This is a genomic window from Lysinibacillus sp. NPDC094177 (assembly GCF_050279145.1).
GTDB lineage: Bacteria > Bacillota > Bacilli > Bacillales_A > Planococcaceae > Lysinibacillus.
This window is the reverse complement of the sequence record NZ_JBNNTW010000004.1, coordinates 1-14924: the sequence shown is the minus strand read 5'-3', so window position 1 is coordinate 14924 and position 14924 is coordinate 1. Positions and strand designations below refer to the sequence as shown.

The 14924-nt window shown below is 36.4% G+C and carries 16 protein-coding genes; 14 read left to right on the top strand and 2 right to left on the bottom strand.

What is annotated here, in order from left to right; all coding sequences use genetic code 11:
* Window positions 1-54 precede the first annotated feature (54 nt).
* The 8 genes from ACQKNC_RS08140 (at window position 55) to ACQKNC_RS08105 (ending at window position 7232) form a co-directional block, all read left to right on the top strand.
* On the top strand, window positions 55-999 hold the full coding sequence (locus ACQKNC_RS08140) for an ABC transporter permease (RefSeq protein WP_427424357.1): 945 nt from the start codon (window positions 55-57) through the stop codon (window positions 997-999).
* Window positions 999-1973 carry an ABC transporter permease gene (locus tag ACQKNC_RS08135; RefSeq protein ID WP_427424356.1) on the top strand — a complete coding sequence of 325 codons (975 nt, stop codon included), beginning with the start codon at window positions 999-1001 and terminating at the stop codon, window positions 1971-1973. The genes ACQKNC_RS08140 and ACQKNC_RS08135 overlap by 1 nt, the downstream gene beginning before the upstream one ends.
* A 14-nt stretch (window positions 1974-1987) precedes the next feature.
* The gene (locus tag ACQKNC_RS08130) at window positions 1988-3043 is read left to right on the top strand and encodes an ABC transporter ATP-binding protein (RefSeq protein ID WP_427424355.1); all 1056 of its coding nucleotides are present in this window, start codon (window positions 1988-1990) and stop codon (window positions 3041-3043) included.
* A complete protein-coding gene (locus tag ACQKNC_RS08125; protein WP_427424354.1) occupies window positions 3033-3980 on the top strand; it encodes an ATP-binding cassette domain-containing protein in 948 nt (315 codons plus the stop codon). Before ACQKNC_RS08130 ends, ACQKNC_RS08125 begins: the two co-directional genes overlap by 11 nt.
* On the top strand, window positions 3977-4909 hold the full coding sequence (locus tag ACQKNC_RS08120; protein ID WP_427424353.1) for a S66 peptidase family protein: 933 nt from the start codon (window positions 3977-3979) through the stop codon (window positions 4907-4909). The genes ACQKNC_RS08125 and ACQKNC_RS08120 overlap by 4 nt, the downstream gene beginning before the upstream one ends.
* Window positions 4910-4916: 7 nt before the next feature.
* On the top strand, window positions 4917-5702 hold the full coding sequence (locus tag ACQKNC_RS08115; protein ID WP_427424352.1) for a serine hydrolase: 786 nt from the start codon (window positions 4917-4919) through the stop codon (window positions 5700-5702).
* On the top strand, window positions 5699-6514 hold the full coding sequence (locus ACQKNC_RS08110; RefSeq protein ID WP_427424351.1) for a C40 family peptidase: 816 nt from the start codon (window positions 5699-5701) through the stop codon (window positions 6512-6514). Before ACQKNC_RS08115 ends, ACQKNC_RS08110 begins: the two co-directional genes overlap by 4 nt.
* A gap of 130 nt (window positions 6515-6644) precedes the next feature.
* The gene (locus ACQKNC_RS08105) at window positions 6645-7232 is read left to right on the top strand and encodes a hypothetical protein (protein WP_427424350.1); all 588 of its coding nucleotides are present in this window, start codon (window positions 6645-6647) and stop codon (window positions 7230-7232) included.
* 66 nt (window positions 7233-7298) lie between these two features.
* On the opposite strand, the gene ACQKNC_RS08100 is transcribed toward ACQKNC_RS08105, so the two are convergent.
* Window positions 7299-8024 carry a glucosaminidase domain-containing protein gene (locus ACQKNC_RS08100; protein WP_427424349.1) on the bottom strand — a complete coding sequence of 242 codons (726 nt, stop codon included), beginning with the start codon at window positions 8022-8024 and terminating at the stop codon, window positions 7299-7301.
* 875 nt (window positions 8025-8899) lie between these two features.
* On the opposite strand from ACQKNC_RS08100, the gene ACQKNC_RS08095 reads away from it, so the two are divergent.
* The 6 genes from ACQKNC_RS08095 to ACQKNC_RS08070 all read left to right on the top strand — a co-directional run bounded on the left by ACQKNC_RS08095 (window position 8900) and on the right by ACQKNC_RS08070 (window position 14534).
* The gene (locus tag ACQKNC_RS08095) at window positions 8900-9865 is read left to right on the top strand and encodes an ABC transporter ATP-binding protein (RefSeq protein ID WP_427424348.1); all 966 of its coding nucleotides are present in this window, start codon (window positions 8900-8902) and stop codon (window positions 9863-9865) included.
* The gene (opuFB, locus tag ACQKNC_RS08090; protein ID WP_427424347.1) at window positions 9858-11372 is read left to right on the top strand and encodes an osmoprotectant update ABC transporter permease/substrate-binding subunit OpuFB; all 1515 of its coding nucleotides are present in this window, start codon (window positions 9858-9860) and stop codon (window positions 11370-11372) included. The genes ACQKNC_RS08095 and opuFB overlap by 8 nt, the downstream gene beginning before the upstream one ends.
* 481 nt (window positions 11373-11853) lie before the next feature.
* A complete protein-coding gene (locus ACQKNC_RS08085) occupies window positions 11854-13122 on the top strand; it encodes a DUF5068 domain-containing protein (protein ID WP_427424346.1) in 1269 nt (422 codons plus the stop codon).
* A 199-nt stretch (window positions 13123-13321) separates the two neighbouring features.
* Window positions 13322-13852, top strand: coding sequence for a TetR/AcrR family transcriptional regulator (locus tag ACQKNC_RS08080; protein WP_427424345.1), 531 nt, complete (start codon window positions 13322-13324; stop codon window positions 13850-13852).
* Window positions 13853-13857: 5 nt separating this feature from the next.
* A complete protein-coding gene (locus tag ACQKNC_RS08075) occupies window positions 13858-14184 on the top strand; it encodes a DMT family transporter (RefSeq protein WP_427424344.1) in 327 nt (108 codons plus the stop codon).
* 14 nt (window positions 14185-14198) lie between these two features.
* The gene (locus tag ACQKNC_RS08070) at window positions 14199-14534 is read left to right on the top strand and encodes a DMT family transporter (protein WP_100544325.1); all 336 of its coding nucleotides are present in this window, start codon (window positions 14199-14201) and stop codon (window positions 14532-14534) included.
* Window positions 14535-14599: 65 nt separating this feature from the next.
* Here the strand turns inward: ACQKNC_RS08070 and ACQKNC_RS08065 are convergent.
* The coding region (locus tag ACQKNC_RS08065; RefSeq protein ID WP_427424343.1) for an IS3 family transposase at window positions 14600-14924 on the bottom strand (325 nt) is incomplete at its 5' end.

The following is a 14924-nucleotide window of genomic DNA, read 5'->3' as shown; positions in this document are numbered from 1 at the left end:
GAAATTTCAAAGTCGGCATCTCCTTTAGTCTTTCTGAAAAAGGAGGATGAAGTGATGCTGTGGTATATAGGTAAACGTTTATTACAATCAGTTTTAACACTATTTATTATTATTACGATTGTTTTTTCATTACTACGTTTAATGCCAGAAGAAGGTTATTTAGGGGCAGCGGCTAATAAAATGTCCCCTGCACAACAAGAAGTATATTTAACGAATTTAGGTTTACGTGACCCGTTACTTGTACAGTTGGGAAATTTTTACGCTAAGCTATTTCATGGTGATTTAGGTAAATCCGTTACATATCGGACAGATGTACCAGTCGTCACGATTATTGCAGATAAGATCATGTATTCGTTGCTATTTGGTTTAGGTGCGGTTGCGCTATCTCTTTTAATTGGAGTTCCGCTCGGCATATTGATGGCCCAGATGAAGGGACGCTGGTTGGACCGCTTAGGGACTGGCTATATTGTCATTATCGTTGCAGTGCCAGCCGCCGTCTATTATTTAGTCATTCAAATGTATATTACAGACATTTTTCATTTACCAATGCTTTTTGATGAATATAATCCTATTACTTGGATTTTACCACTGACTTCAATGGCGTTAGCACCGACAGCCTCCTATGCCATGTGGATGCGGCGCTATATGGTGGATGAACTAAACAAGGATTATATTAAGCTAGCGAGAGCAAAGGGAGTTAAAGAGCGTACATTAATGTTTAAACATGTACTACGAAACGCCTTTATTCCGATGGCACAGTATTTACCAGCGACTATTCTTTTTACCATTACAGGTTCCATCTACATTGAATCCTTATATTCTATTCCTGGTATGGGGGGCTTACTCGTAGATGCTATACAGCGACAGGATAATACGATTGTACAAGGCTTAGTGCTTGTGTTCTCTTCACTTGGAATTATCGGACTAATTTTAGGTGATATTGCAATGGCCCTTGTAGATCCACGGATTAAATTAGGGAAAGGGGAGAGTGTACGTTAATGGGAATGTATTCAGAAGAAATAGACAATATCTCAAACAAATCACGTGAAACATTGTTCGATTTTGCAGAAGTAGATGAGCGTCAGGCTGAGGAAACAGCATACTCTAATTATTCCTATTGGCGTTCCACTTGGAAATCCTTTTTGAAAAATCGCATCGCCGTCTTTCTATTAGTTGGCGTGCTTATTATCGTAGCTTTTACGATTTTACAGCCGTATTTACCAGCGCAAAAATCACCGACTGAAATATATTTAGATGAGCAGACAGGTCTCCAAGCACGTAATATTTCACCAAACGCTGAATTTTGGTTTGGGACAAATTCCATTGGGCAGGATTTATGGTCACGTATTTGGGCAGGGACAAGAACCTCGTTATTTATTGGTTGTGTGGTTGCCTTAGTAGAGGCTATCGTCGGTATTACAGTAGGTACGCTTTGGGGCTTTTCACGGAAATTAGAGGTTCCCATCACACAGCTTTACAATGTCGTTGATAACGTACCGACTACGATCGTACTTATATTAATGTCTTATATTTTGCGACCAAGCATTTCAACCATTATTATTGCCATGTGTATTACCGGCTGGGTAGAAATGGCAAGATTTATACGCAATCAAATTGTGATTTTGCGTGATCGTGAGTATAACTTAGCCTCAAAATGTTTAGGAACACCCGATTATCGAATCATTTTAAAAAATCTTTTACCTTATCTCATTTCAGTCATTATGTTACGAATGAGTCTAGCTATCCCTTTTGCAATAGGCTCAGAAGTATTTTTAACATACATCGGATTAGGACTACCGATTAGTGAGCCGTCTTTAGGAAATTTAATCAATGAAGGACGAGTGCTCATGATGTCTCCAGAATTAAGATATCAGCTCATTTTTCCAAGTATTGTATTAAGTGTCATTACGATTGCATTTTATATTATAGGAAATTCATTTGCAGACGCAGCAGATCCGAAAAATCACGTATAAGGGGGATGATAGAAGTGACACAAACAGAATTACCAATTTTAACCATCCGAAACCTTGTTATTAAATTTACACTTCGTGGCAGAGTGCTAACGGCTATTCGTAATATTTCCCTCGATTTGTATAAGGGTGAAAGTCTTGCAATCGTTGGCGAGTCTGGTTCAGGAAAATCCGTTCTAATGAAATCAATCATGGGCTTGCTCGATAAAAATGGCTATATTGATCAGGGGAAGATCCTCTACAATGATCAGGATTTAGCACAGTTTAGAACCGAGCGGGAGTGGCTTAGCATTCGTGGAAAAGAAGTGGCCATGGTTACACAGGATCCAATGACATCATTAAATCCACTGAAAACGATTGGCAAGCAAATTGAGGAATGTGTTATTTTACATCAGAATGTAAAGGGCAAAGCCGCATACGAAGAAACCTTGAAAATGTTAAAAGATGTTGGCATTCACGATGTGGAAAAGCGCTATAAACAATATCCTCACGAATTTTCCGGTGGCATGCGTCAACGAATTGTGATCGCTATTGCACTAGCATGTAAGCCTAAGATCTTAATTTGTGATGAGCCAACAACTGCATTAGACGTAACAATTCAAGCACAAATTTTGCAGCTTTTAAAAAATCTTCAACAAAAATATGGACTTACAACTGTTTATATAACGCATGATTTAGGAGTTGTAGCGAAGGTTGCAGACCGTATTGCAGTTATGTATGCAGGTGATGTCATCGAGGTGGGAAAGACACATGAAATTTTCTTTAATGGCAAGCATCCTTATACATGGGCACTCATTTCTTCATTACCGCAACTTGGCTCAAAAGGGGAGCAGCTATATTCTATTAAGGGTACTCCACCAAATCTTTTTCAAGAAATAAAAGGTGATGCCTTTGCACCTCGCAATCAATATGCGTTAAAGATTGATTTTGTCGAGCGTCCTCCATTTTTTCAGGTGAGTGACACACATTATGCTCGTACATGGCTATTAGATCCACTTGCGCCGAAAGTAGAGCCTCCTGAAGCGCTACAAGCTTTTTTCGCAGAAGGGAGACGATACGCGCATGAGTCATAAAGAAGTGTTAGTTGAAGTGAAAAATTTAAAGGTTGTTTTTGGGAAAGGCAAAAAAAAATTTATAGCTATTGATGATGTCAGCTTCGATATTTTTAAAGGTGAAACATTTGGTTTAGTAGGTGAATCAGGTTCTGGAAAAACAACAATAGGCCGAGCAATTATGCGTATCAATGAAGTTACAGAAGGGCAATTACTGTATCACGGAAAGAAACTAAATGGCAAAATATCGAAAGAGTGGGATCGAGAAATTACACAGAAAATCCAAATGATTTTTCAAGATCCTATGGCATCGTTAAATGAACGTGCAAAGGTAGACTATATTATTTCAGAGGGACTTATTAATACAAGAAACTTTAAAAATGAGGCTGATCGCCAACAGAAGGTACGCGATGCATTATTAAATGTAGGATTATTACCTGAGTTTTCTAGTCGTTTTCCGCATGAATTTTCAGGAGGGCAGCGTCAGCGTATCGGCATTGCACGTGCATTAGTAATGGAGCCAGAGTTTATTATTGCGGATGAACCGATTTCAGCATTAGACGTATCCATTCGTGCACAAGTATTAAATTTACTAGCGAACCTACAGCAGCAAAATGATTTAACTTATTTATTCATTGCTCATGACTTATCTGTAGTCCGATTTATTACTGATCGAACTGCTGTTATTTATAAAGGTAAAATTGTTGAACTAGCAGAGACAGAAAAGCTGTTTGCTAATCCCGTTCATCCATATACAAGGGCTTTATTGTCGGCAGTACCTGAGCCAAATCCTTATAAGGAGCGTGACAAAGTCGTAGAAATCTATGATTCTTCACAGCACAACTATGACATACAGCCACCATCATTTTTCGAAATAGAGGAAGGTCATTTTGTCTTGGCCAATGAAGAGGAATTGGAAAGGTACCGAACTTCACTAAAAATGGAGGTAAATAAATGATTCGTCCAAAGGCATTGAAAAAAGGTGACACAATTGGTCTTATAAGTGCTTCCGGTGCAACTCCGCCTGAAAAATTTCTCCCCGCAGTTAAAAGTATTGAAAATCTAGGTTTTAAGGTTGTTGCTGGGGAAACATGTAGGGCAAGGCATGGCTACTTAGCAGGCTCTGATGAACTAAGAGCCTCTGATGTTAATCAAATGTTTAGGGACACTAATATTGACGCAATTTTCTGCATACGTGGAGGTTATGGAGCAACGAAAATATTGCCGCTTCTGGATTTCGAAATGATAAAAGCAAACCCAAAAGTATTTGCTGGCTATAGCGACGTGACGGCATTACATATTGCTTTTAACCAAAAATGTGGCTTTGTCACGTATCATACACCAATGCCCTCTACAGAATTTATTCGGCCGGAGATGGATCAATATACATGGAATTCCTTTATTGAAAGTGTGACGGCAACAGAACGTTCGGACTACTACCTTGAAAATCCACATGGACGTACAATGTCAACGCTTGCTGATGGAAAAGCAACAGGGCAGCTTATTGGTGGGAACTTAACACTAGTTACAGCATCTCTTGGGACACCTTATGAAATTGATACAAAGGGCAAAATATTATTTTTAGAGGATATAGACGAAAGTGAGCAACGTGTTGATCGCATGCTTACGCAACTAAAATTGGCAGGCAAACTAGATGAAGCGGCAGGTATCCTTTTAGGAGCTTGGACAAATTGTGGTCCTGAAAATCCAAAACATCCAGAGCATAGCCTATCACTACAAACAATTTTTCAAGAGATTTTAGGTCCACTCAATAAACCTATCATAAAGGACATAGCTTGCGGTCACATCTTACCAACGATGTCACTGCCACTAGGTAGAACTATAACAATGGACACGGAGAATCAGATGATAAAAGTTATAGAGTAGGTGAAATATGAGGCAAACAATCTCACAGATTCTTCAAAAAGCTCCCTATAATGTGCATATGTATGTGAAAGATTGTAAGACTGAGCAATTTTTCATTAGTGAAAAGCTAGAAGACACGTTTTCTAGTGCTAGCTTAATTAAGGTGCCTATATTGCTTGCTGTTCTGAACTATTTAGAAAACAACAACCAATCTTTAGAGCAAGAGATCAAGATAGCACCAGAAGAATGGGTTGATTTTAGTGTTATTAGTGAGCAGCGCCTAGAGCAAAGTACCATCTATGAGCTTTTAGTATGGATGATTATTACAAGTGATAATACAGCAACAAATCTACTAATCGATTTTCTAGGGATGGATGCACTCAATCAATATTTTCGTCAAATTGGGCTACTACAAACAACGATTCAACGAAAGATGATGGATTTTGAGAGGCTTGCAAAAGGCTTTGATAATACTACTTCAGCACGTGATATGGCACTGCTATTTTCACGAATTTATCGCAGGGATTTGTTATCATTAGCATTTAGTGATCTAACGATAGATATTTTAAGTCGTCAACGTGTGCACGAATCACTAAAACGTTATTTAGTAGATGATGTGAAGCTTGCTCATAAAACAGGTGGTCTTGATACGGTAGATCATGATGTTGGGATAGTTTACAACAGCTCTGGGGATTATCTTATTGGCGTTTTCGTTACTGAGGTTACAAATAATGATCATGCAAGGCAGCTAATTGGTCGAATTTCCAAAGTTGTTTATGATTATTTGGTGAAGCGGAAGGAGATGATAGAATGAATGCCATTGTGACGTCAATGATTGCGAATTTACACGCAAAGCCAGATGAAACCTCAGAATTAGTGGATGAGGTACTGTACGGTATGACGGTTCAAATCGTGGAAGAGATAGATGAAAGCTGGGTACGTATACAAACTGCTTATCGCTATGAAGGTTATTGTCAGAAAGATAACTTACTAGAGAGTAAAGCAAAAACGGACACTTGGCTACAAAAGGCAAACCATTTTATTAACCAAAGCTTCGCCGATGTTTTACAGAAGCCTCGAATTCAGAGTACGAAAATGATGACGCTCGTTAAAGGATCGATCATCTGTTCGATTGCTATTGATGAGCTAGATCCTGAATGGGCGGCGGTGCAATTAATGTCAGGTGAAATCGGCTATGTGCGTAGGCAATGGCTACAAGAAAAAATTACAGTAAACAACTTATCTGAGCAACAATTACGAGAAAATGTTGTCCAAACAGCGCTAAGTTATTTAGCAACACCCTATCGCTGGGGAGGAAAATCGCCGCTAGGTATTGATTGCTCAGGTCTATGTTCAATGGCATATATGCTTAACGGGGTATATATTTATCGTGATGCCAGAATTGTTGAAGGTTTTCCTATCAAGGAAATATCTCTAAAGCACATACAAAAGGGAGACTTATTATACTTCCCAGGACATATTGCATTATATATAGGGGATAACCTTTATGTACACTCTTCGCTTGGCGGGAATGAGGTTAATATTAATAGTCTGGACGACCAGCATCAGCAATATCGAGAAGATTTGGCTACATCTATTACCGCTGTGGGCAGTTTATATAAATAGAAAGTATAGAGAAGCTTAACTTTGCTTCTCTTTTTCAATTTTTGTGATAAATCGGGAAATTATTGATAGAGTTAACCTATTTCCATTATGCTATAATGAAATCAAAATTAAAGGGATTGGAGGATATGAATTGAATCTAGAGTTAAAAGCGATGTTACGTTCCGTTTTAAAAGAAGAATTGACATCAGTTCATAAGAGACTAGAAGGAATGGACCAACGTTTTGAGACTATTGATCAAAGATTTGACAGAATTGACCAACGACTGGATGGAATGGACCAACGTGTTGAGACTCTTGATCAAAGATTTGACAGAATTGACCAACGACTAGATGGAATGGACCAACGATTTGAGAATATTGATCAAAGATTTGATGGAATGGACCAACGACTAGACGGAATGAACCAACGATTTGAGATTATTGATCAAAGATTTGACAGAATTGACCAACGACTAGATGGAATGGACCAACGATTTGAGAATATTGATCATCAATTAGTTGGAATTAACATCCGTTTTGACGTGATTGACCAGCGTTTAGATAAAATTGAAAATGACGTGCATGAACTTAAAATTGGACAAGCTGAACTTCAGAAAAATATTGTCGAACATTTAGGTGAGTTTACTGAAAAAATTGTTCAGCATGTAGAAGATAGAACCTACGCTTTAAACAAGCGTGTTTTTGACATAGAAACAGTGATTTACAAATTAATAAGTTAATAATAATAGATTCTTTAAATGAAAAAAATCTCCATGTCAAAGATTACACATGGAGATTTTTTTACATTAATATTTATAAATATTTAATTGCTGACCGGCTTCAATTCTATCAGATCGAAGCTGATTCCATTGTTTAATGGACGTAACTTTAACATTATGTGCCTCTGCAATATGCATAAGAGAGTCACCATCAGCTACGGTAATTGTTTTTTTATCTTTGACAGGGCTGTCATACTGTTGTAAGTCATACTTTGCTATCAGTGCATTAAGTTTTTCATTGTATTTCGAATCTGTTGCATAGGAGCCCGTTAAAAACTTTGTAGCATCTTCATAGGTCTTCGCGTTACTTTTGAAAACTCCTGCATAGAAATTTTTGTTCCAAGAAACCCCATTACGCATTAATTTAACATAATCTTGTATGGAAGCCTCATAGGAAGGATATTTGCGAAATTCAGCCATTACCCTTGTCATATTACCTGAACCATCATCCTCAGATGTTTCCAATGTGACGGAGTTATTTTGATAACTACCTTTCATACCAAATAAATTGTTATTTGGAGCAGATCCAAGGCCACTTTGTCCATGCTCACTCTCTAAAACGGCTTGTGCAATGATAATCGATGCATACAAGTCATTTTCGGCACCTTTTTTTCGTGCAATTTCAGCAATAGAGCCAATAAACTCTTCTACACTAGGGCTATCATCGACAACTACAGGCTCTGCAGTTTCATGAGTATTGAAAAACTGTGTCACCATAAAAAACGAAATACAGATAACAATAACAGTAATCATAAGTCCTTTGAAAAAATTAATTAAGTATTTCATTGTTCATTGATGTTGGTAGTTTACAACATCTCCCTCCTTTCATTTCAATAACGAAGTTCATATATTTCTAATTATTACAGAGTTATTAATAGAAATAAAGTCAGTTTTCTTTTATAGAGTACATCATTTATAGAACGAAAAAACCCTTCATTTAGTTCCTTAATTTCCAGTACCTTTTAGAAATGAAAGGACATAAAAAGATAGCTGCATTAGTTACTCAAAAAAACAAAAATGGTATTATTAACATTTATGAAGCTATTCATTTTGATAGGATATCTTTAATGAATAGTAGTTAGTCGTACTCAAAAACAGTATACGATTTACTATGAAAATTATGAGACAAATAGAGTAGAGCGTCAAGAGGACCAACGTTTTGATATGAAACAAAAAATAAGTTTGAAATCATTTTAGATAGTGAAATATATATAGGAACTCGGTGTATCTTAAAAAAGTGTTAGTTCTAGACCTACTATGCTTAACGTATATGAAATGAAGAGGATTAAAATAGTAGTTTATTTCTATTTAAAACATTTAGTAAATAGACTAGACAATGTGTGTTCTCGAAAGATCAAGGGAGCCGAGCAAAGTGGATTAGTTGATTGGAGTGGAGGCTGGGCGACTCCTTGGGGATCAGCAATAGGGGAACGAAGTCTAAAACCATCACGTCCTGTGATAACGCCATGGTGACCTACATTGTGTAGGCGGACGCCCTCAGGAAGCTTTGCTCTGCGCGAAAGCGAAGCGGCAGCGATAAAAGCGCCCAGCCGGAACGGAAATCAACCCTTCGTTTTGCTAAGATGTAGTGAGTTTACGTAAAAGCAATATTAAAAGGAGCTTATACAATGATAGCATTTGAAAATGTCACAAAGAAATATGTAAATGACCAAGTCGCGGTGAAAGCTATTAATTTAGAAATCAACAAGGGGGAATTTTTTGTTCTTATTGGACCTAGTGGCTGTGGAAAAACAACATTATTAAAGATGATTAATCGATTAATTCATTTAACAGAAGGAACAATCCGAATTAACGGTAAAAGAATTAGTGATTACAACATACATGAATTGCGATGGAATATCGGCTATGTTCTTCAACAAATCGCGCTTTTTCCCCATATGACGATTGAAGAAAATATAGCTGTTGTGCCTGAATTGAAGAAATGGAGTAAACCGCAAATCCAGCAACGGGTTCGTGAGTTACTAGAAATGGTTGGACTTGAACCCGATAAATATAGTCAGCGCAAGCCAAAAGAGCTTTCTGGTGGTGAGCAACAAAGAGTTGGTGTTGTTCGTGCATTAGCAGCTGATCCTGAAATCATTTTAATGGATGAGCCTTTTAGTGCTTTAGATCCGATTAGCCGCACAAAATTACAAGATGATCTTCTAGAGCTTCAGCAAAAGATACAAAAAACAATTGTCTTTGTTTCGCATGATATGCAAGAGGCTTTAAAATTGGGTGATCGAATATGTGTAATGAAAGATGGAGAGATTGTGCAGATTGGTACACCTCAAGAAATCATACAAAATCCTGTTAATGATTTTGTTCGAGAATTTATTGGGGTAAAAGAGTATGGGGTGAACACTTTCAATATCCAAGATGTAATGGAACCAATTGCAGGCGAAGATGACCAAAGAAATCGAGAGTACATCATTTCTTCCAGAGATTCTTTACATACCATTCTACAAAAATTAGCTCATTATGAATGTTTAGGTGTGGAAGATAATGGGGAAATAATAGGCGTTGTCACAAGAGCATCTATGCTTCAGTATTTAGCGCATGATTCCTTAGAAAGAGGTAATTTAAATGGCTAATTTTCTTGATGTGTTTAGCGAACGAAAAGGCCAACTATTAGCGTCTTTAGTAGAGCATATTCAAATTTCCTTCATTGCACTATTTTTTGCAGTGGTGATTGCTATTCCTCTAGGAATCTATTTAACGAATAAAAAGAAAATAGCAGAAAGTATTATTGGTATTAGTGCTGTTTTACAAACGATTCCTTCATTAGCGTTATTAGGATTATTGATTCCATTGTTCGGCATCGGAAAAGTACCTGCAATTATTGCTTTAGTTGTTTACGCACTTCTTCCGATTTTACGTAATACATTTACTGGGATAAACGAGGTAGATCCGTCTCTAAAAGAAGCAGCGATGGCGATGGGAATGAATACTCGAAAACGATTAGTGAAAGTAGAATTGCCTCTTGCTATGCCTGTTATCATGGCAGGGATTAGAACCGCTATGGTATTAATCGTTGGAACGGCAACTTTAGCAGCATTAATCGGAGCTGGGGGATTAGGGGATATCATTTTGCTCGGAATTGACCGAAATAATACTGCACTTATTATTTTAGGGGCTGTTCCTGCTGCGATTTTAGCATTAGTGTTCGACTTTTTACTAAAAAGGCTAGAATTGCTTTCGTTTAAAAAAACAATTACAGCATTGAGCATTATTAGTGTTGTGGCATTATTAATGATTATCTTACCGCTACTAAACTTCAAAGAAAAAGAAGAAATTGTCATTGCAGGGAAGCTAGGCTCTGAACCAGAGATTCTAATAAATATGTATAAATTGCTTATTGAAAATGAAACAGACTTAAAGGTGCAATTAAAACCTGGGCTTGGAAAGACTTCCTTTGTATTTAATGCACTTAAGTCTGGTAGCATCGATATTTATCCAGAATTTACTGGAACGGCAATTTCAGAGTTTTTAAAAGAGGAAGCCATCAATAATAAGCAGGAAGATGTTTATAACCAGGCGAAAGATGGAATGATGAATAAATTTGGCATGGTAATGCTTAGTCCGATGAAATATAACAATACGTATGCCTTAGCGGTATCAAAGCAAATAGCGGATACCTATCATCTGCAAACAATTTCTGACATTAAGCCTATTCAAGAAACGATAAAAGCTGGATTCACATTGGAATTTAATGATCGAGAAGATGGTTATTTAGGCATTCAAAAGCGTTACGGTATTACACTTTCAAACATAACAACAATGGAGCCAAAGCTTAGATATCAGGCGATCGAATCAGGAAATATAGATTTATTAGATGCTTATTCAACGGATAGTGAAATACGTCAGTATAATTTGCACGTATTAGCAGATGATCAGCAACTATTCCCGCCTTATCAAGGAGCTCCTTTACTAAGGAAAGAGACGCTAGACAAGTATCCTGAGATTGAAACAGCTTTAAATAAGTTGGCAAATCAAATAACAGATGATGAGATGCGTGAAATGAATTATCAAGTAAATGTAGAGGGAAAAAATATAGAAGAGGTGGCGCGCGAATATTTAATAAAGGCTGGACTGCTGTAAGACGAAAATCATGTGATACAAGAAGCTAGAAAGAGATGTTTTTGATCTTTTATCTAGCTTTTTTTATTAGTTTTTATCACGGAGTTTGAAAAAGATCTAATGGTGAACAGCGAAGCGGCAGCCGTAATTAAGCTAAGGAAAAAACACATATTTCACATGCAACTATATTCATAGGTAGATTGTACTTATTCTCTGGCAATTTAGAGAAATAAAGTTTTTTTAGTACATAAATAATTATTATTCAATGGAAATATCTCGAAATAGATTAAATATGGTAAATTATAGAAAATGAAAAATAGGATAGAATTATTCAATAAACAATATTTGGATGCTCATTACTTCGTTAGTACAATTTCTTCCAATTCAAGTTGTTTTGGTGATAAAAGTGGATTAAAATGGGTATCAGCTCAAAAAATAGCTTTTATAATTCGTTTTGACAGTTGGGCCTAAAAAATTTTAAAAACACATCTTGGAGGATGAAATGAAAAAGAGTTTATTTTTAATGTCTTCGCTAATTTTATCAACATCAATTATTCTTAGTGGCTGTGGAAAAAGCGCGGACGAAACAAAAAAAGACGATGAACCAAAGAAAACACAAGAGGAAAAAGGACAAGATAAAGATAAAGTCCAAAAGGAAGAATCTCAAAAAGAACAAGAATCAAGTAAAGAATCAGCTGACTTTGCTCCTTTAATTTCTTATATGGAAAAGGAAACTCAAGGGAAAACTAAAGTTCTTTTTGAAAACAATGAACCACAAGTACATAAAATGGAGAATGTTTCAATTTCGCTTGATGCATATTCAGTAGTAGAATTAAAGGATTTCCACACAGATTTTAATATTCCATTTGGTGATCAAACTGATGGTGGGGTTATTTTAGCTAAATATACTGTGAAGAATGACATGGATAAAGATGTTTATTACATGCCTAGTCTATATGTTACATTTACGGGTGCAAATAAAGATTACTCGAATTATAAGGATTTAATTCCTGAAGAAAGCCAATTGCCAACAAAATTAGGCTACAAGACTGAGTATTTGCTAAAAGCAGGTGAAGAGATAACTGGGTATATCGCTTATCCATTCGGTGAAACAGATTTAGCAAAAATCAATAAATTGGGAACAGTAACAGTAGAAGTTCCAAAACCGATTACTGAAAAGGAAAATTACGGCTCTACGATTGGTTCAGATGGAAGATTTAATCTTGCTATAAATGCGGATGGCTCGAAAAAAGTAGCAAGTAATTCGTCATTTTATCAAGATAAAGCAACAATGGACAATATGGGCGAAAAGAAGATGTTGAAGGAAAAAAGCGACATTAATGAAAGTAAGAAAATAGGGGATGTAAATGCTATTCTAGAAGGGTATCAGTTTACACAATTTACACCTAATGAGGTGGAAGCTCCACGTTTCTCTAATTTCTCGAATGGTGTCACTTTATTAACAGTGAAATTTAAGCTAGAAAATAAAGCAACAAGTGAAATCGGCTTATCATCTATGTCTTCGAAATTATCAGTTAACAATGGCGCGCAATATTCATTAAGCGAAGGTATGCTATTGAATTACAAGTATAATGACGTTATTAAAGCTGGCGAAACTGGCGAGCTATTGCAAGTATTCGTATTAGATCAAGAGCAATATGAAAAAATCTGGAAAGATAAAGCCTTTGAAATTGAATTAGGTCCTATCCGAAATAAAGGAGCAGAGGATACTTCTAAAGGTAAAAAAGAAACGTTTACATTACCGAAATAAAAATAGTATGAGCCCTCTCACAATTTGAGAGGGCTTTTGCTTGGCGACAAAAGAAAAAATTACAAAATAATGATCGAAAAGAAAATGCTATTCGTGTTTCGAAACGTTTTAACAATGTAATTGACGATGTGAAATAATAGCTTTAAAATAAAAAAGACCGTCCAGACGGTTTTTTTTACTTTTGGAAAGGGGCGATTGTATGTCATCAAAAGCAGATTTAAAACGTTCACATATTATCCAAACGGCAATTCAATATTTAAAGGACAATGATTTAAGTACTTTAACTTTAGAAAAAATTGCTAGTAGTGCGAACATTAGCAAAGGTGGTTTACTTTATCATTTTAAGACGAAGGATACCCTTCAAACAGCAATCGCTGAAACGATTATGAATGAGGTTATACAATCCTATGAACATTTCGCAAGCCTTGAGCAAGGGACAGGGAGATTAACGAGAGCATTTATTTTAGCTTCTCAAAAAGATCTTGCGAGTGGGGCAGCTTTAAATAGTGCGATTCAAATTATGCAAAATGACAATTCAGCCATCTCAACAGTTTATGAATGTTTACTTGACGAGTTGTTCCAAGATGGCTTGGAGCAATCCATTGTTCATCTGATTCGGTTAACGATTGATGGATTGTATTATTCACAGTTATTAAATATAGCACCGATTTCTGATGAAGCAACAAAAGGTGTCTTTGTACAATTAATGTACATGACAAGGAAGGACTAACATACATGAGTGCTTTTGGTTTTTTATTCATTTCAATAATCTCAGAAGTTTTTGCAAGCTCGATGCTTAAACTAACAAATGGTTTTAAACGATTATTCCCGTCAATTGGCGTAGTGGTTGGATATGGAATAGCTTTTTATTTCTTTTCTCTAACATTACAATCTTTAGCAATTGGTACTGCGTATGCGATATGGGCAGGGGTAGGAACGGCGCTAACGGCAATAATCGGTGTAGTCTTTTATAAGGAATTATTCAATCTAAAAAAAATTATGGGCATTCTATTGATTATTGTCGGTGTGGTTATTCTAAATCTTACTGGTAGTGGACATTAAGGAGGAGTATGAAAGTGAAGGGTTATCTATTTTTAGCGTTATCCATTGTCAGTGAAGTATTTGCAACAACGATGCTTAAGTTTTCAGAAGTATTTACAATTCTAGGTCCATCTATAGCTGTCGTATTGGGATATGGCATTTCATTTTATTCATTGTCCCTATGCTTAAAAACGCTACCATTAAGCCTTGCATATGCCATTTGGTCTGGTATAGGTACAGCATTAACAGTGGTTGTCGGAATCGTTGTATGGGGAGATATTCTTAATCTTTACTCAGCCTTAGGCATTGTATTAATCATTGGTGGTGTTATTCTTCTAAATCAGGGAGACCAACACAATGCGACAACGTAACGTCCAAAAAAGAAAACGTCCCAAAAAAATGAAGTGACCCCTAAAAGTTAGACACGGTTATTTCATTAGGCAGCTTGGGTAAAACGAGTTCGGTATTGCACCGGACTCGTTTTTAATTTTGCCTTAATCCGTTTCGTATTATAGTAATTGATATATTTTTCTAATTCTATTTTAAAATGCTCTACACTTTCAAATTCCCTCATGTAAAGGAATTCAGATTTCATAATTCCAAAGAAATTCTCCATGACAGAGTTGTCGTAACAGTTTCCTTTACGAGACATACTTTGAACAATCCCTCTTGATTCTAAGGCGCGACGATATTTATTCATTTGATAATGCCAGCCTTGATCGGAATGCATGAGTAACTGGTGGTGCTCAGGTAAACGTTCG